Source organism: Asticcacaulis sp. P2_C5, from assembly GCF_056404555.1.
In genome coordinates this window covers 1-17,344 of sequence record NZ_JBFUDU010000005.1, presented here as the reverse complement: position 1 = coordinate 17,344, position 17,344 = coordinate 1, and the positions used below count along the sequence as shown (strand labels likewise).

The 17,344-nt window shown below is 61.5% G+C and carries 9 protein-coding genes; 3 read left to right on the top strand and 6 right to left on the bottom strand.

Annotation, left to right across the window (positions count from 1 at the left end; translation table 11 throughout):
- The 3 genes from AC1DXO_RS09970 to AC1DXO_RS09960 are packed head-to-tail and all read left to right on the top strand — an operon-like array spanning nt 1 to nt 3,694.
- Nucleotides 1-2,211, top strand: a complete 2,211-nt coding sequence (locus AC1DXO_RS09970; RefSeq protein ID WP_476977985.1) for a xanthine dehydrogenase family protein molybdopterin-binding subunit — start codon at nt 1-3, stop codon at nt 2,209-2,211.
- The gene (locus tag AC1DXO_RS09965) at nt 2,208-3,113 is read left to right on the top strand and encodes an XdhC family protein (RefSeq protein ID WP_476977984.1); all 906 of its coding nucleotides are present in this window, start codon (nt 2,208-2,210) and stop codon (nt 3,111-3,113) included. The genes AC1DXO_RS09970 and AC1DXO_RS09965 overlap by 4 nt, the downstream gene beginning before the upstream one ends.
- Nucleotides 3,092-3,694: a nucleotidyltransferase family protein gene (locus AC1DXO_RS09960; protein WP_476977983.1), complete on the top strand. Its 603-nt coding sequence runs from the start codon at nt 3,092-3,094 to the stop codon at nt 3,692-3,694. Before AC1DXO_RS09965 ends, AC1DXO_RS09960 begins: the two co-directional genes overlap by 22 nt.
- Before the next feature lie 98 nt (nt 3,695-3,792).
- Here AC1DXO_RS09960 and AC1DXO_RS09955 read toward each other — a convergent pair whose 3' ends face one another.
- From AC1DXO_RS09955 to AC1DXO_RS09930, 6 genes are all read right to left on the bottom strand, one after another.
- Nucleotides 3,793-6,546, bottom strand: coding sequence for an exo-rhamnogalacturonan lyase family protein (locus AC1DXO_RS09955; protein WP_476977982.1), 2,754 nt, complete (start codon nt 6,544-6,546; stop codon nt 3,793-3,795).
- Between the two features lie 173 nt (nt 6,547-6,719).
- On the bottom strand, nt 6,720-10,445 hold the full coding sequence (locus AC1DXO_RS09950) for a TonB-dependent receptor (RefSeq protein WP_476977981.1): 3,726 nt from the start codon (nt 10,443-10,445) through the stop codon (nt 6,720-6,722).
- 624 nt (nt 10,446-11,069) lie between these two features.
- Nucleotides 11,070-12,383: an oligogalacturonate lyase family protein gene (locus tag AC1DXO_RS09945; protein WP_476977980.1), complete on the bottom strand. Its 1,314-nt coding sequence runs from the start codon at nt 12,381-12,383 to the stop codon at nt 11,070-11,072.
- Nucleotides 12,384-12,395: 12 nt separating this feature from the next.
- Nucleotides 12,396-14,357 carry a sialate O-acetylesterase gene (locus AC1DXO_RS09940; protein WP_476977979.1) on the bottom strand — a complete coding sequence of 654 codons (1,962 nt, stop codon included), beginning with the start codon at nt 14,355-14,357 and terminating at the stop codon, nt 12,396-12,398.
- A gap of 156 nt (nt 14,358-14,513) precedes the next feature.
- On the bottom strand, nt 14,514-16,745 hold the full coding sequence (locus AC1DXO_RS09935; RefSeq protein ID WP_476977978.1) for a calcium-binding protein: 2,232 nt from the start codon (nt 16,743-16,745) through the stop codon (nt 14,514-14,516).
- A 79-nt stretch (nt 16,746-16,824) separates the two neighbouring features.
- Nucleotides 16,825-17,344 (bottom strand): calcium-binding protein (locus AC1DXO_RS09930; RefSeq protein WP_476977977.1); only part of this gene is annotated, 520 nt, incomplete at its 5' end.

The following is a 17,344-nucleotide window of genomic DNA, read 5'->3' as shown; positions in this document are numbered from 1 at the left end:
ATGGACGACAGTTTTAAAGCTTCACCCCAGCCTTCCCGACGTCTTTTCCTGACCGCCGGCGCCGCTGTGGGCGGTGGACTTTTGCTTGGCTTTTCGGTGGGTACGGGGGCGGCACAGCCGGCTGCCGCCACCTTGGGCAACTTCGTGCGTATCGGCCATGACGGCACAGTGACCCTCATCGCCAAGAATCCGGAAATCGGCCAGGGCATCAAGACCATGCTGCCGATGCTGATCGCCGAGGAGCTCGACGTCGACTGGGCTCAGGTGCAGATCGAACAGGCCGATGGCAACAAGGCGAAATACGGCGAGCAATATGCCGGCGGCAGCATGGCGACGTCCGAGAACTGGCTGCCCATGCGCCAGGTCGGCGCAGCGGCGCGTCACATGCTGGTGACGGCTGCGGCGCAAAAATGGGGTGTTGCGGCAGCAAGCTGTACGACCAGGGCCGGTTTCGTTCTGAACGGCGGACGCAAGCTGAGCTATGGCGACCTGGCCGGTGACGCAGCGAAACTGACACCACCCGACCCGGCGACGCTGAAATTGAAGGACCCGGCGCAATTTCAATTGATCGGCAAGCCGCGCAAGGGGTTTGACAGTCCGAAGATCGTTGAGGGCAAGCCGATCTTCGGTATCGACGTGACCGTACCGGGCATGGTCTGTGCCGCCTATGTGCGCGCGCCAGTCTTCGGCGCCAAGATCGTTTCGGCCGATCTCGACGCCGTCAAGGCGATGAAGGGGGTCAAGGACGCCTTCATCCTGAAGGGCGCAGACTGGGGCAATGACGCCATGCACGGGCTAAAGGACGGCGTCGCCATCCTGGCCAGCAACTGGTGGTACGCCAACCGGGCGCGCGAGGCGTTGAACATCGTGTGGGATGACACGTCGGGCAAGGGTCACAGCACAGCGGCATATCTCGACACGGCACGCGGGCTGCTCGACAAGCCGCCCATCAAGTCGGCCAATGAGCACGGCGATTTCGACACCGCCATGGCAACGGCGAAAACCAAGCTTAAGGCCGATTACACCGTTCCCTTCCTGGCTCATGCCACGCTGGAGCCGCAGAACTGCACCGTATCGGTCACGGGTGACAAGGCCGAGATCTGGGCGCCGACCCAGTTACCCGACGAAGGCGCCAAGCTGGTAGGCAAGGCGTTGGGCATCCCACCCGAAAACGTTACCGTCCATATGATCCGTTGCGGCGGCGGCTTCGGGCGGCGGCTGGAAAACGACTATATGGTCGAGGCGGCCGTGATCGCCCAACGGGCCGGCATGCCGGTCAAGCTGGTCTGGTCGCGCGAAGACGACGTCACCCACGACTATTACCGTCCGGGTGCGATCTATCGCATGGAGGCAGGCATCGACGCGGACGGAAAGCTCAGCGCCTATCGCAACCATGTGATTTCTTTCACCCGCGGGGGCCAGATCGCCCAGGGCAGCGAGGTCGATCATGGCGCCTTCGCGACACAGCTGACTGACAATGTGCGCACGGGCGAATCCTATATCGAAACGCCGGTGACGACGGGCTATCTGCGCGCCCCGATCAGCAATGCCGTAGCCTTTGCGACCGAGAGCTTTATCGACGAAATCGCCCATGCCGCCGGCCAGGACCCAATTGCCGCACGTCTGGCCCATATCGACCGACATGAAAAGATTCAGCCCTATACCGGCGCTAAAAACAGCTGGGGCTATAATCCGCAGCGGATGCGCAGCGTGCTGCAGATCGTGGCCGAGCGATCCGGCTGGGGCAAGACCAAGCTGGCCAAGGGATACGGCATGGGGGTCGCCTGCTATTTCAGCCATCAGGGCTACTTTGCCGAGGTGGCCAAGATCGCGGTCCGCGACGGCAATGTCCGTGTACTGAAGGTCTGGGTCGTCGGCGATATCGGCTCGACCATCATCAATCCGCTGCACGCCGAAAACACGGTCCAGGGCGCAGTGATCGACGGCATCGGCGAGATGTTCGGCGAGGTCACCTTTGCCGACGGGGCGGCCGAACAGAGCAATTTCGACACCTTCCCGCTGCTGCGCATGCCCGAAGCGCCGAAGGTCGATGTGTTTTTCCACACGACCGAATTCAGCCCGACGGGCCTGGGCGAACCGGCCCTGCCACCGGTCATTCCGGCGGTGACCAACGCCATCTTCGCCGCGACGGGCCAACGTATCCGCGACCTGCCAATACGTTCAGAGACTTTGGCCGGGACGTTGGCTTGATTGTACCGCCGACCGAGTATCGCGATTTCGTGTTGTCGGACTGGTTGGCGTGGCGGCGCGAAGGCAAAGCGTGCGCCCTGCTGACCTTGGTCAAGGCCGACGGCGCCTCGCCGCGCCCCGTCGGCAGCCAGATGGCGGTCTGCGAGGACGGCCGCAGTGTCGGCCTGATCAGCGGCGGCTGCATCGAGCGGACGCTGGTGCTCGACGCCATGGCGGCGATGCAGACCGGGCGAAACCATGTCGAGCGCTACGGCGAAGGGTCGCGGTTCAAGGATCTGCGCCTGCCATGCGGATCGGGGATCGATATCCATTTCGACGTGACTATGGATGTTAAGCGTGTGGAATCTGTGCTTATGGATCTTGGCCAGCGCTGGGAGACATCTCTGGACCTTGATCTTGGCGATAAGGTCTTTACACAGAACTACCGTCCCCCCCTTTACTTGAAGTTATTTGGGCAAGGTGCAATTGTCCAATGCACGGCGCGGATGGCGCATGAACTCGAGATGAAAATCGCTATACATACGCCAGACGACGAAACCCTGGACAGGCTAAAAACTGATGGCTTCCTTGCCTTGCCGTTGGTCGACTTTTTTCGTTGGGATTTCCCTACTGATGCCATTTTCGACCGATTTTCTGCTGTTCTGACACTGTTCCACGATCACGATCGCGAACCCGAGATTCTTGCGCGGGCACTCAGGTCCGAAGCTCTTTATATAGGCGCACTGGGTAGCCGGACGGCGCAGACCAGCCGCTTGAGAACTTTAAAGCAGCAGGGCTTTTCGGACGATGATCTGGCACGCATTCACGGTCCGGTCGGGCTCGATATCGGCGCGGCGACACCACCGGAAATCGCCCTGTCGGCCCTGGCGGAGATCGTGGCATGTTACCGAAAACAGCTGTAATCGTCCTGGCAGCAGGATTGTCGACGCGTTTCGGCCCCGCCGACAAGCTGCTGGCCGAGTTGCACGGCAAGCCGGTCGTGGCGCGTGTGCTCGACACGGTACGGACGCTCGGTTTGGGGCAGCGGATTGTTGTGACGCGGGAGAACAGCCCTGTCATCAGCCTGGCGAGCGACTTCGACGTGGTGATCAATCCGCAGCCCGAAGCCGGCATGGGTCGTTCACTGGCGCTGGGCGTTCAGGCGATCGAAGATGATATCGAGGCTGTGTTTATCGCACTGGGCGATATGCCGTTTGTCGAACCGTCTGCGTATCATGCGATGTTAACAGCGTTCGAAGCTAACGAGACGGACATCGTGGTACCGGTTTATGAGGGCCAACAAGGTCACCCTGTAATGTTCGGCCGTGCCTGTTTCGCCAGTCTGCGCCAGCTTGACGGACCCGCCGGCGCGCGCGCGATCATGGCCAGTTTTCGCGTATGGCAGGTCGAGCTGGCGGGCTCGGGCGGGTTGGTCGATCTGGATACGCCGGTTGATCTTGAACGCTCAGCGGAGAGTTTTGGAACCGCGAATGAACGCGAATAAGCGCGAATAGGTCATGGTTCATTTGGCCGGGATGCCGATGCAGGCCAACCCTTAATTATTCGCGCTTATTCGCGTTCATTCGCGGTTCCAAAATTCTTTCACGTCAGATAGGCCGCCCCCTCCGCCTCGGCGGTTTCGGGGATCAGGGCCAGGTTGGCGGTTGCTGAAAGCGCCCATTGCGAGGCGCCGTTGGTCGATATCGTCGGGTCCTCGTCGACCGGATGCAACACGTCGGAACCGGCAATATGCGTCGTTGACGGCTTCAGACTGGTCGAACGCCCTTCGCCCTTGAACAGTTCGCGCCAGGCTCGGCGGGCAAGGGCTTCGTCTTTCAACTCATGCGCCGCATAGGCGGTAAAGCGCGAATGGGCCTCGACCAGTGACCGCCCCTTGGGCGCCGGAACGCCCAGGAAGGCCGCTAACTCGGCGTCGGAGGCGTTGTAGTATTTGCAGTAGTCGAGCCAGACCTTTTTGTAGGCCGGCACATCGAGCAGGGCCAACAGTTCGACGTGCATTTCGAACACGCCGAAGACGCCGTTGAGGTGCGAGACCTCGGCCTTGTCGCCCTTGCCCAAGAACTTGCCGGTTTTCAGGTCCATCGGTGCACCCCCGGCGAACCAGCCGTATTTCATGGTGGCGATCGAGTTCATGCCGGCCAGGATGCGGTCGCGCCATTTGGGATCGCCCGTCCGCTCCCATTCGGTAAACCAGGCGGCGAGAAACGCTCCCCAACTGGTGCCGAAGGCGCAATCGACCGTCCCCGGGATGCGTTCGCGGATGCCATAACCGCTGCCGCCGGCGGCGCCGACCTTGCGTTCGATAAACACCGTCGTCAGGGTATTTTCGGAGTCTGTCAGGTCGCGCATCAAATCACCGACCCGGTCGTCCGCCGTCAGGTAATAGTAGAACCGGCGGTAGGCGGCCTGGGAGACACGCGGTTGTTTTGAGGAATCGCTGAACGACTGGACGGCGTGGCGGCTGCCGAAGCCCTTCCATGGTCCCAGATGATAGACATCGGCCTCCCCCGTCTGGCGCGTCATGGCCTCGGCCATGCGGAATACGTCGGCGCGACCGGTGCGCAGATAGCCGTACCACATCATCATGTCGGACGAGAGTTCGGAATTGTCCCAGGCGAAGCCGCCGATGTCGTAGCGCCAGGCGTGACGGTCGCCGTCATAGGTGTGCATGACGTCGCCATAGTTCCAGAAACCGTACCAGCGCTGCTGTTCGATCTGGCTGAGATAGTAGTCGAGCTGGTAGCTCAGGCGATTTTCCAGCGCGGCCTTCACCGGGGTCGTGGTGTCGGGCAGGCTCCAGGCACCGAAGACACCGGCCAGGTGCAGGCGTTCCGGCGACACGGTCAGGCGCGGCGCCGTGGCGGTCGCGATCGCCATTTGGGCCAGGCGCGGACGCTCGGGCGTGGCCGGCAGCGCCCACAACATCAACTCGGTCGTGCGGGCGATGCCGTAGGCCTTGTCGTAACCAGGCTCGTAATCCTCATAGGTGATGTCGAGACCCTTGTTCTGGGCCTCGTAGGTATCCATGCCCCAGACCGGGCGGTACGAGCGCAGGTCCATGGCCGGCGCGTCGGGCGACCAGAACCAGGCCGTCACCGTGGCGTCGTCGGACGCAGCGCCGCGGACATCGAGGCGGGTGGCGGCACGTTGCCAGAAGTCCTTCAGGCCCAGGGCTACACCTCCACCCGTCGCGCCGCCGGCATAGACAACACCCGAAGCGCGGCGGTCGCCGATGACGTCGATCCACGCCTGTCCCGGTACGGTGCGCTTGCGGATATGGTAGCCGTCGGCGCTCGACTGCGACAGGGTGAAGTCACCCCACGGCGGGATATAGGGCAGGCCCTTGACGACGGCCGGGGCCATGCCGGACATGTCCGGTACGGCGCGGCCGGCGACCTGGGCGTCCTTGAAGGGCTTGCCCGGATCGCGGCGCAGGCCGGTCAGCGGCCGGACCGCCTCGCCCCACACGCCCCCCTCTTCACCTGGAAAGACCTGGCCGGTAAAGCGGACATGGCGGTTATAGAGCTCGTCCGACATCGGTACATGAGCGGTCAGGCCGAGGCCGCGGATAAAGTCGTGGTCAGCGTCGCCGTCCCAGACAAAGCTGTGAACGATTCGCAGGGATTCCGCATCGGCATGGGCGTAGAGCCGCACGGTAAAGGGCAGCCATTTCCGTGTACCGTCCGAATGGTGTCCATCGAGCCGAATGACGGCGCGGACGGGACCGGACTGCTCGATGGTCGCCTTGATCGTCTGGCCGGTATAGCGCGTCTGGTGGACGGCATCGGCGTCATCGAGCCCGGCATTGTCCTGGGCCAGGACGGTCAGGGCGACGGGCCCCATGACCGACCTGCCGGCAACCGTGGCACCCGAGATCAGCGCCGGGCCAGAGGTCGGTATCGTCCATTGGTGATCGCCGCATGTCACGAGTATAGCATCGCCGGCGGCCCTGGCCGTGACGGCATTGGCCGGGGCTGTCGCGGTACCGGGCGCCAGGCGCCAGGATTTGGCGGGCGTGGCCGTCGCCGCCGTAGCGTGGCCCGACCATTTCAAAGATCCGTCGGGCCAGAAGGCGATCGGCCACGACTGCACAGCCAGATCACCAGTCTCCGACGTCATGGCAAGGCTGGACTTGGCGGACAGCACGCCTTGCGGCCACGGCACGCCGAAGGTCGATCCTTCGCTGAAACCTGGCGCTTCTCCGTCGAGCCAGATCACGGACGTGTCGGGCGTGGGGACTTTTGCCGGTTTGGCGTTGCCTGGCAAGGCGGTCGCAACGGCCAGGGCGGCGGCGGAGACCAGAAGCTGGCGGCGGGAAACATCGGAATGGGCCATGGCGTCCTCGCAAATTGCCTCCCCAAAAAAAAGACGCCAGCCCCGGGTCGGGTGGGCTGGCGTCGATAGAGCGAACTCAGGGAGGAAGTTACGCTTGAAGTCTTTGTTTGCCGCGCAATTTAACCGAAAAGTGCACAATAACTGGCGTGGCACTTTTCGGATTGCGCGGTGGCTTAATGACGGTAGGTGAAGCCCCAGGTCACGCGGTAGCCGGCATAGCCCGTTTCGAGGATCGACGGCGCGCCGCTGGCATAGGTGTTGTAGATACCCTGGTCCTTCTGGACCGCCTGCTTGGTGATGTTGTTGGCCTGGAAGAAGACTTCCAGTTCCGGACGCAGTTTGTGGCTGACCTTGAAGTCGACATAGTCGGTCTTGGCGCGGAAGTTCGGCGCACCCGGGTTATAGGGCAGGCGAACATTGGTATAGCCTTCGCCGTAGTAGTTGTTGGCACTGTTGGCACCGCAGGACGCGATACAGTCGAAGAACAGGTCGCGCGATTGCAGGGCCAGGCGGGCATTGGTCGTGCCGTCGTCATACCACAGCGACAAGTTGCCGTAGTAGCTCGACTCACCGGCGGGCGGCAGGGCGTCACCCGTGTTCGGGTCACGGATCGGCACCGATGACGACGAGTGGAGGGTCGAATAGTTGCCGTCGACGCCGAGATACTTGAAGTACCAGGGCAGGAAGGTCAAAGCCGCCTTGAAGGCGTATTCCTGACCGTGACGAACAAAGCCGGGCGCGTTGAAATAGGTCGAGTAGGCGAATTCCCGGTTTTCGACGGACTGGCCGGTGACCGGATCGACAGCGCCCGTGCCGGCCAGCAGATGGCCGTTGCTGACGCCGCGCAGCACGCCCGCGCCCGTCTTGATGTCGTTCTTGAACAGGCCGACCGAGAACTGCATGTCACGGTTCGGATACCATTCCAGGCTCCAATTGTGGTTGTTCGACTGGAAGGGCTTCAGGGCGGGGTTGCCGAAGTTACCGCAGCCGGCGTCGACCGGGCTGCCGTCGGTGGCGGTTGCACCATCGAAACGCTGGTCGAAGGTACAGTTGCCGGCGGGCAGCAGCTGCCCGATTGGCGGACGGGCGACAACGCGCGCGGCGTAGTAGCGCGCCACCAGCTTGTCCGGGATGACCCACAGATTGTAGTTGTAGCTGGGCATCCAGTCCGTAGTGTGGTTGGACACGGTGACAAAGGCCGAAGCGGCGACCGTTGTGATGTTGGCGGCATTGTCGGTCGTCGATGAATTACAATTCGCCGAGTTGCGGCACGACTTGTTCGTCAGGGTAATGTAACCCGCACCATCGACATCGGTCTTGACCATGCGCGTGCCAACATTGCCGTTGAAGACCATGTTGAACGGAAGGTTCTGTTCGAACTCGATCATCCAGTAGGCGGCGGTCGTCTTTTCGGACGAGCTGCTGAATGGCATATTGTACGTCTTGCCGTCACTGGCCGTACAGACCTTCAGGCATTCGAAGTTATAATGGGCCAGAGGATCGCCCCCTGCCGAATAGGCCGGATTGGTCGACGCCTGCGAAACCAGACCATACAGCTTTTCGACATCAATCTGCGACCAGCCATCGAACAGGTTGCCGCGGTCGGGATAGCCGGCAAAGAACTGGTTCCACGCTGGCGCAAAAACCTGACCGACCAGGGCCTGGAAGTCGGCCTGGTGCAGGGTCATGACGCCTTCATCGGCAGTGCCCAGATTGGTGCTGGCGAGATAACCGTAGTTACATGGCAGGGCGCCGGGAGCCGTGGACGGTTCGCAGGCCCGCAGCGAACCGCGCAGGGTTTGCCGTGGCAGGATCACCGGCGCGACATAGCCGGCCGTACCGTAAGGCGTGGTGCCGAGGTGCGTGTTTTCCGGTGCGATGGTGATACCGCCGCCGCTCCAGCCCTTTTGCTGATCGTCGCGCATTTGCATGCCGACTTGAAGGTTCTGAATGAAGGGCAGCTTGTCGGTGAAGTCGTACTTGACGTCGAGCTTCATTGTCTTGGTTTCGGTGTCGTTCTCACGCGGCGACCATTGCAGGCCGACAGCGGCGCCGGTCAGGGGCTGTTGGGCGATGGTGTAGGCGCCCAACTGGCCCGGCACGCCCGGATCCGTACCCGTCGGTGTGATCGCATTGCGGTTGGCTGTGGCCGGACGGATGATCGAGTACAAGGCCGGATTAGTCTGATCCAGTCCCGCCGGCAGGGTATAGCCCCAGAGACCCGACGTATCGTCGAAGCTCATCAGCGCCTTGCCGTAGGTGTAGCTCAGATTGGTGCGCTTGTCATAACGGGTGTATTTCGACTTGGCGTCACCGGCCAGGAAGTCGATACTGAGACGATCGTGACGGAAGTTCGCTCCGAACGACAGATATGTCGACGAAATGTCGTTTGTGTTGTGGATCTGGTCGGTATTGATATTGCCGTCGGATATTTCGGCCTGGATGACATGGTGATTGGCGTCGACCACCAGAGTCGCTGGGTTGACGTTGACAACAGCGCCGCGAACGGCGCTGGCCGTGGTAGTGCCCAAAGTACTGACACCATCATAGAGATAATAGCCGGAGCCTGGCGCGGCAGCACGCACACCGGCCGTATCGATAAAGGCGACACCGTTATAGGTCGGGGTGCTGACGGTTACAGGATTGACGTTGATGCCGCCTTCGGAAAAGGTCAGCTGATTGTCGTCGACGTGGCGCTTGTTCATATTGAACTTGGCATAGACCGTCAGATCCGCATTGACCCGGTAATCGGCGCGCAAATCCAAGGTCTGGCGGTGTTCGGCCTGGCGGCGGACGAAGTAACGGACCAATGAGGGCGAATAGTCGTTCCACTGGTTCAGGCAGGTTTGAAGTTCGGCTGTGCGCTGCGCCGTAGTCGCTGTAGCCCCCGCGATGATCGGGAACATGGTGTAGCAGTCGGCCTTGGTCGCGGCGCTGGCCGACTTGGTCAGCAGGCTGAGCGGCGTTTCCGCGCTGTTGGCAAACACGGTCGTTGCCAGCGGATCGGTCGACGACAGGGTCGACGGATTGAAGGTGAAGGTCTTGTTCGGCGAATTGTCGAAGTCGAAGGCCGCCGTGCCGGTCGTGAAGCCCGAACCTGCGGGGTTATTGCCGCGCGCCAGGCCCTGGTTGCCGCTGGTGGAATTCTGGACCGCGTTGTTGTCGTTAACGACTGACGAGTCCGAATAGTTGATCATCACGCCGAGGCGGTCATTGAGGAACTTGCGCGTCGCAATGAAGTTATATTCACCCGTCGAATCCTTGCCGAGCGAATTGTAGGTACGATCGGCCCGGAACGAGACGAAGGGCTTTTTGAAGTCGAGCGGCGTGCGCGAGGTAATGATGATGCTGCCGCCGAGGCCGCCCTCGGTCATGGCCGCGGTTGAGCCCTTGACGACGTCGACGCTCTTGATCAGGTCGGCGGGAAACTCCTGGAAGGTCTTGCCGCGACCATCCGAACCACCGCCGAAAGCCAGGTTGTTGGTGGTCGAGGTGTTTTGGACGCCCAGGCCGTCGAGTTCGACATTGGTCTGGCCTGATGTCGCGCCGCGCAGGGCCACTTCGCCGCCTTCATTGAAGTCGCCGCGATCCAGCGCCACACCGGCAATACGCGAAATGGCTTCGCCGATATTCTTGTCCGGGAACTTGCCGACGTCTTCAGCAATGATCGAGTCCGTCGCCGTCTTGGCGCGCTTCTTGCGATCGATCGACGAGCGCTGTGAAGCGCGCGTGCCGATAACGACAACCTCGGTCGGTTCGTCCGCCTTCGCAGCGGCCGCGTCGCCGGTGGCCTGATCCTGGGCCTGGGCCTGCGAGGCGCCAAAACCAGCAAAGGCCGCGATCATGGCCAATGCCGTTCCACGACGGAGAATATTGTTGAACCCGTAATGCTTTACCATGTGTTCCCTCCTGGCGTTGCCGGATGCGGCGACGCTGTAATCTGAGACGCAGAGGATACGCATAGGCACCTCCCCAGTTTTACGCTTCCCGTTTGTCGAGCTCCTGTACCGGTCTCGATCTTGATGGCCATCCTCCATGATTGAATTTGACAAGTCAAGCCAAGAGCCGCTTAATTATGCCATAATTGGGCACCCAGCGATCATTTCTCGACACAAAAGTAGCACAAATAACACATTTTCAGTAACCTTCATCATCGCCAAAATGCCACATACTAGCATTTTTTCTCATTTTTCGGGAACTGGCGAGCGAGGTTGAATTGGCGATAACTTTACCCAAAATATTGTTTTTATTATAGAATACTCAGAATTTTAACCCTGTGCGGCATAGCATTTACCGCATGCAAGGCGAAATTTGACACCGGTCGCACCCCCAAAGCCGTCTATCCGCGCTTAATGCGCAGATTTCGATCATTCTCGAGCAAACCCGTCTACGCACCTGCAACCGACCGACAAAAAGAGCGGCGAATATGCGGGTTGGTGACCCGGCCATTCGCCGCTCATATGCTGCAATGCGATAAAATGATTATCGATTTTGATCGATATTTATCATAACGGTCGCCAAGTTCACGCTGACTTGGCGATTTCGACGGCATAGACATGGATGGGGCCATGCATGTTGGAGCGGAAGACGATCCACTTGCCGTCCGGCGAGAAGTGCAGGTTCGGTTCTGTGCGATAGTCGTGGGTTGCCATATTGACCAGCTTCTCCGAGCGCAGAACACCGGGGCGGATCAGGTCGGCGGCATTGGGCGCGCTGACGCCCAGGTCTTCGATGATTTCGGGATGGAAGAGGTAGATCCATTTGCCATCCGCGGCGTGGGCAACCATCTCGGAGTCGCCGCCATCACCGGCGAACAGGGTGCCGTCCTTCGAGACGTTGAAATGGACCGACCATTCATTGCGCTCCATGTGGAACCAGCGTCGCGCGCCGCTTTTCAGATCGTACTCGGCCAGCCAGAAGTCTTCGCCGCGCGGCAATTGCAGGTCATAGAGGATCTTGCCGCCGTCCCAGTTAAAGAACTCATGGCCAGCGATTTCCATGTTCATGGTCCGCGGATGTATCAGGCGGTTGCCGGTGCCATCACTGCGCACGGTCCAGATCCGATCGACCATATGCCACGGCCCTTCGTGGCAGTACATGATCTGGTTCGGATCGGTCGGCGAGAACTGGACGTGGTTGAGCCAGTCGGTCGAGGCGACCAGGACCTTGCGTTCGCCAGTCTTGATGTTGATGGTGAAGACCTCCATCGGCACCTGGGCGGCGAGGCGGTCAGCCATGCGGACCTCCTTGGCGGCGGCGAAGCTGAGCGGCTTGCCGTCAGGTCCGACCGCATTATAGCCGCCGTCGGTATTGGCCACCTTGGGGCCCGGCTGCAAAGGTACCTGGCGCGTCGCCCAGGTGCCGACCATCAGGGTATCGTCGGCATTGACCGAGGCGATATAGCCATGGTCGACTGTAGCGATCGACTTGACCTCTCCCGTCAGCATATGGATGCTGAAATATTCGATCGGATCGGGCTTCATGTCGTCCTTCACGAAGCCGCGTTTGCGGGCGTAGACCAGGGGCTGGGCGGCCGAGACGCAGAAGGCCTCCATGGCGCCGGTGTACAGCACCTTTTCCGCCAGGGTGGTCATGTCGGTAAGGCTAATGCCGGCGGGCGTGTTGAATACCATCCAGCGGCCGTCCGGCGAGAAGGCCGGGAAGTTGAAGTAGAGCGACTGCGAATGGTCCTGGCTCGACAGGCGGACAATGCGGTGGCCGGTATCCTTATCTATCCAGTCTTTTGGCAGGTCCTTTGACACATCGGCAAGGACCGGGGTCGCTGCCGCGGCCACCCCAAAGGCCGCCGTGCCCAGTAGAAAATCGCGCTTGTTCATGGTGATGTTTCCTTATTGAGCCCCGGAAATGGTAATTTCGAACGGGCTGACCGGCAGGCCGTCACGGTTATACAGATTGACCACCGGTGCCCCGGCCCAGGCGTAGCGCACCTTTGTCGCGCCCGGCACGGCGTCCAACACGACGGTGTCGCCATCGAGCCGGGCGTCAGCCCAGGTACAGATTGTGCCGCACAACTCGAAGCCTAACGGCCGCAGACCGGACTGGGTGACCAGTCCCTGGCCTGTACGGGAAAAGCTGACGCGAATGGTGGCGCCGTCACGAACGGCCGCCAGCGGAACGGGCGAACCCGGCGTGTCGGGATGGCCGTAAATCACCCTTTCGGCTTCCAGGGTCAGGCGGCGCGCCACCTCCTGCTTTTCGGGCGAATGGATATCGCGCGGATTTCCAAGGTCGATGGCAACGGCCAGGCCCGTATTGGGTGTCGCGGCGACCGTGCGGCGCTGAACATCGCGAATACCGGCAAAGCCCGACTCTTCCGGTTGCAGGTTGGGATTGCCGTAATTGGTCAGTTGCACGACGAGGAACGGCAGGTCGCCACGGAACTGACGACGCCAGTCGCCGATCATTTCGGGCAGGAGGCGGGCATAGGCTGTGGGGTCTCCGACATTCTGCTCGCCCTGGAACCACAGGACGCCGGTCAGGCCGTAAGGGCCGATGGGGGCGATCATGCCATTATACAGGGTCGTATAGCCCTTGGCGCCGACCCACGGAATGAAGGGCGGATGCGGCAGGGTCTTGAAGTCGCCGGCGATCCTGTAGCGCCATGGTCCGGCCAGGCTGAGTTTGTCGGGACCGAGATCGAGAAACAGCTTGTCGGCCGTCGAACGCAGCCCCCCGCCGCCGCCTTCGTCGATGGCGCGCACGGCGATGATATTGTCGCCGGCGTGCAGCAAGCCGGCCGGCACGGGATAGGCGCGCTCGACGCGGTAGTCGATGGTTTCACCGACCTTGGCGCCGTTGACGAAGGTGGTGTCGCGTTCGTCGACAGTACCGAGGTGTAACGTCGACGGTTTGGCGGCCTGTTCCGCTGTCAGGGTGACGTGCTTGCGGAACCAGACCACACCGTCGAAATCGACCAGTTCGGGCCGGCCCAGCTCTTCCCAGACGCGCGGCAGGATCACCTCTCCCCAGGCCTGGTCATCGAGCGAAGGATCGTCCCAGCGGCCGGCGGTACCTGGATCGTTGGCGGCCGACCAGGGGCTTGTGCCGGCCTTGACCGCGGCGTCGGCGGCGGCCGGATCCTTGGCGTATTGCGCCAGGGTGTCCAGGCCGGCGTCGTAATTGCCGAGCGCCTTCAGACCATTGGCGGGCAGCCAGTCCTGGATGATCGAACCGCCCCAACTGCTGTGGATCAGGCCAACCGGGATATGGTGGGTCCTGGCGATCTCGCGGCCGAAGAAATAACAGACGGCGGAGAAGTCCGGCACGGTCTGCGGCGAAGCCGCCGCCCAGTGGATCTGCGACGGCGGCAGGCTGAGCGGCACGGGCGAGTTGCGGCGATCGAACTGCAGCAGGCGGACCGAGTCGTCGGCCGAGCGGGCGATTTCATCGATCATGTTGCGCGACTGGCGGACCATGAACTGCATGTTCGACTGGCCGGAGCACAGATAGACGTCGCCCAGCAGGATGTCGTGAACGGTCGTGGCCTGTGCACCGGCTGTCACCGTCAGGTCGTAGGGACCGCCGGCGGGCGTGGCCGGCAGATCCAGCCGCCACAGGCCGTCCTTGTCAGATCTGGCGCTGTAGTCGTGACCGACGAAACGCACGGTGACCGGACTTTTCGGCGCGGCCCAGCCCCAGACCGGTATGGGCCAGTCGCGCTGCAGGACCGCATGATCCTGAAAGAGGGGATGCAAAAGGGATTGGACCGGGGCATCAGCGGCCACCTGCGCTGCGGCGGGCGCGGTCAGAGCGGCGAACGTCCACAGCGCCGTCAGCAGAACAGCCCGCATCGCTTGTCTCCCTGATGGTTTTATCCTTACGCCCATGGTGAACCGGCCAGAGACCGAAATCAATCATAAATTTGCACATACGATCATAATTTGTCAAAAATTAACGCGCCGGATCTGCACCCGGCGCGCCAAAAATCTGGTTGATAATGTCGGAGACTACCAGATGATATGGCTGCTCACATCGGCTGCGACAGCGTGAACCACAGTGACGATATTGCCGCCACCCAGGTCGATGATCGTATCGAGACCCGATTGGGTGACGGTGATGCCACCACCATTGACCACGCCCGCACTGTAGGCGTGCAGCTCGATATGGTCGTTGTCCGAGCTGAGGAAATCGTTGAGCGTGTCTGTCCCGCTGGCGAGACCGAAGACGAAGGTGTCGCTTCCAGCACCGCCAATCAATGTATCCGAGCCCGCACCGCCGGTCAGGATATTGGCCCCGGCATTGCCCGTTACCTGGTCAGCTGCATCCCCACCCGCCGCATTGATATTAGCCGAACCGGTCAGGGTGACGGATTCGATCGACTGGCTGTTGACGGCGAAAGTGACCGAACTGTAGACGCGGTCGGTGCCTTCGCCTGCGGTCTCGTAAACCTTGTCACCGGCATTATCGACATAGTAGGTGTCGTCGCCGGTGCCGCCGATCAGGCTGTCGGCGCCTGCTCCGCCATTGATGACGTCGTTGCCGTCCAGTCCACGCAGGATGTTGCCGCCACTGTTGCCGGTGATCGTGTTGTTGAGCGTATTGCCGAAACCGCGCAGGTTCGCTGTACCGACCAGAGTCAGGTTTTCGAAATTGGCGCCCAGCGCAAAATCGACCGAGGCGCGGACCGCGTCGACACCGTCGCCGGCGGCGGTTTCAATGACGCGATCGCCGGCATCGTCAGCATAGTAGAGGTCATTACCGGCCCCGCCGTACATGGTGTCGGCGCCGCTGTTGCCGCTAAGCGTGTCATTACCGGCCAGGGCGCGCAGATCGTCATTGCCCGCACCTCCAAACAGATGATTAGCTCCAACATTGCCAGAGATGCGGTTGTTGAGCGCATTGCCCAGGCCGTCGATATCGGCCGTGCCGCGCAAGGCCAGGATTTCGACATCGGTCGGCAGTGTATAGGTGATCAGCGAAAAGACCCAGTCGGTGCCGGCGCCGGCCAGTTCCTGGACCTGGTCGCCGGCATTGTCGACATAGTAGGTGTCATTGCCAACGCCGCCGGCCATTGTATCCGCGCCTTGACGGCCATCGAGCGAGTCATTGCCCGAGGTGCCGAACAGCAGATTGGCGCCCGACATGTCCGTCGTCGCGGAGAAGGCCGAGTGATAGAGATCAAAGTTTGAGTCGAGCGTGCCGCTCCAGTTGACGGTGAAGCCGCCGCCGGCCGTCGCAACTACGCCGAGAAGGTGGACATTGGTGGCCATCGGATCATTGACCAGCACCGGCAAACCTAGGGCGTGGCCGGTACTGTCGAAGCGTCTGGCATAGATTGGGTTCGGCCCTGCCGATCCATTACCTGCCAACCAGGTAACGACGAAACCGCCGTCGTTCAACACGGTGACAGCGGTGGCGGGCTGATCGACAAACGCACCGGCCTGGGTGGCTTCGGACACGGGGTGGCCGGCCGAGTCGTAGGTTCTCACGACCACCACGGGCTGGTTGGTGGTCCTGTCGTAGTCGTTCCAGGTCATGATGAAGCCGTCACCCTGCCAGCGGGTCAGGGTATCGCCGACCGTGTCGATCAGGTTGCCGGAGGGGCCGGTGGGGGCGATCAGGAAGCCGGGCCCAGTGGGATTGCCTGTCGCATCGTAGAACTGACCATGCGTCTTGGCATCAAGACCGAACCAGACCTCGACGAAGCCTCCGTCCACAACCGCGGTAATGGGCGTATTATATAGCGAGCGGACCGTCTGGCTGCTGACGCTGGTACCATCCACGTGGAAGATCGCCGTGTTGCCGATCGTACCGAACTGCCACGTAAACAGAAGATCGCCGGAATCGAGCTGTGCAAAGGTCGGCAGCGAGGCGAGGGCGTGGGTGACAAGGGTACGAGCTGCCACGGTGTCGCCGTCGGCGCTGAAGACGTGGAAATCGTCGGCAAAATAGACATCACGCTCCATGCCTTCGAAGCGATATCTGTCGAGGACGGCATAGCCTTCCGCCAGGGCGATAATCCTGAGAGAGTCGTTTTGGACGTTGGCAATGGGACGGGGATCGCCCAATGCCGTGCCATCGGCGGCATAGCGTTGCAGTACATAATAACTGTCAATGGGGTCATCCGTCACGACCGTGATCTGGACGATATAGGTGCCGTCGCTCAGGACGACAGCGCCCGGCGGTGGCAGGGTATCGCCCTGGGGAACGTCAGCGTCGTGCGTCAGTATGGTGGTCATTGCCTTTTTTCCTTCCTAGTCGATCCAGCGCAGACCAGGACGGGCCTGAGCGGAACAGTCCGAGCGCGTCACGGCCCGGCTACCAGATAATATGGCTGTTCACATCGGCTGCGACAGCGTGAACCACAGTGATGAAATTGCCGCCGCCCAGGTCGATGATCGTATCGAGACCCGATTGGGTGATGGTGATGCCGCCGCCATTGACCACGCCCAGGCTATAGGCGTGCAGCTCGATACGGTCATTGTCCGAACTGAGGAAATCGCTGATCGTGTCTGTCCCGCTGGCGAGACCGAAGACGAAGGTGTCGCTTCCAGCACCGCCGATCAGGGTGTCCGATCCCGCACCGCCGGTCAGGATATTGGCGCCGGCATTGCCCGTTACCTGGTCAGCTGCATCCCCACCCGCCGCATTGATATTAGCCGAACCGGTCAGGGTGACGGATTCGATCGACTGGCTGTTGACGGCGAAAGTGACCGAACTGTAGACGCGGTCGGTGCCTTCGCCTGCGGTCTCGTAAACCTTGTCACCGGCATTATCGACATAGTAGGTGTCGTCGCCGGTGCCGCCGATCAGGCTGTCGGCGCCTGCTCCGCCATTG

Excerpts from the sequence above, each read along its gene's own strand:
- AC1DXO_RS09970 (WP_476977985.1), top strand. The coding sequence starts at position 1 with ATGGACGACAGTTTTAAAGCTTCACCCCAGCCTTCCCGACGTCTTTTC.
- AC1DXO_RS09960 (WP_476977983.1), top strand. The coding sequence starts at position 3,092 with ATGTTACCGAAAACAGCTGTAATCGTCCTGGCAGCAGGATTGTCGACG.
- AC1DXO_RS09955 (WP_476977982.1), bottom strand. The coding sequence starts at position 6,546 with ATGGCCCATTCCGATGTTTCCCGCCGCCAGCTTCTGGTCTCCGCCGCC.
- AC1DXO_RS09950 (WP_476977981.1), bottom strand. The coding sequence starts at position 10,445 with ATGGTAAAGCATTACGGGTTCAACAATATTCTCCGTCGTGGAACGGCA.
- AC1DXO_RS09945 (WP_476977980.1), bottom strand. The coding sequence starts at position 12,383 with ATGAACAAGCGCGATTTTCTACTGGGCACGGCGGCCTTTGGGGTGGCC.
- AC1DXO_RS09940 (WP_476977979.1), bottom strand. The coding sequence starts at position 14,357 with ATGCGGGCTGTTCTGCTGACGGCGCTGTGGACGTTCGCCGCTCTGACC.
- AC1DXO_RS09935 (WP_476977978.1), bottom strand. The coding sequence starts at position 16,745 with ATGACCACCATACTGACGCACGACGCTGACGTTCCCCAGGGCGATACC.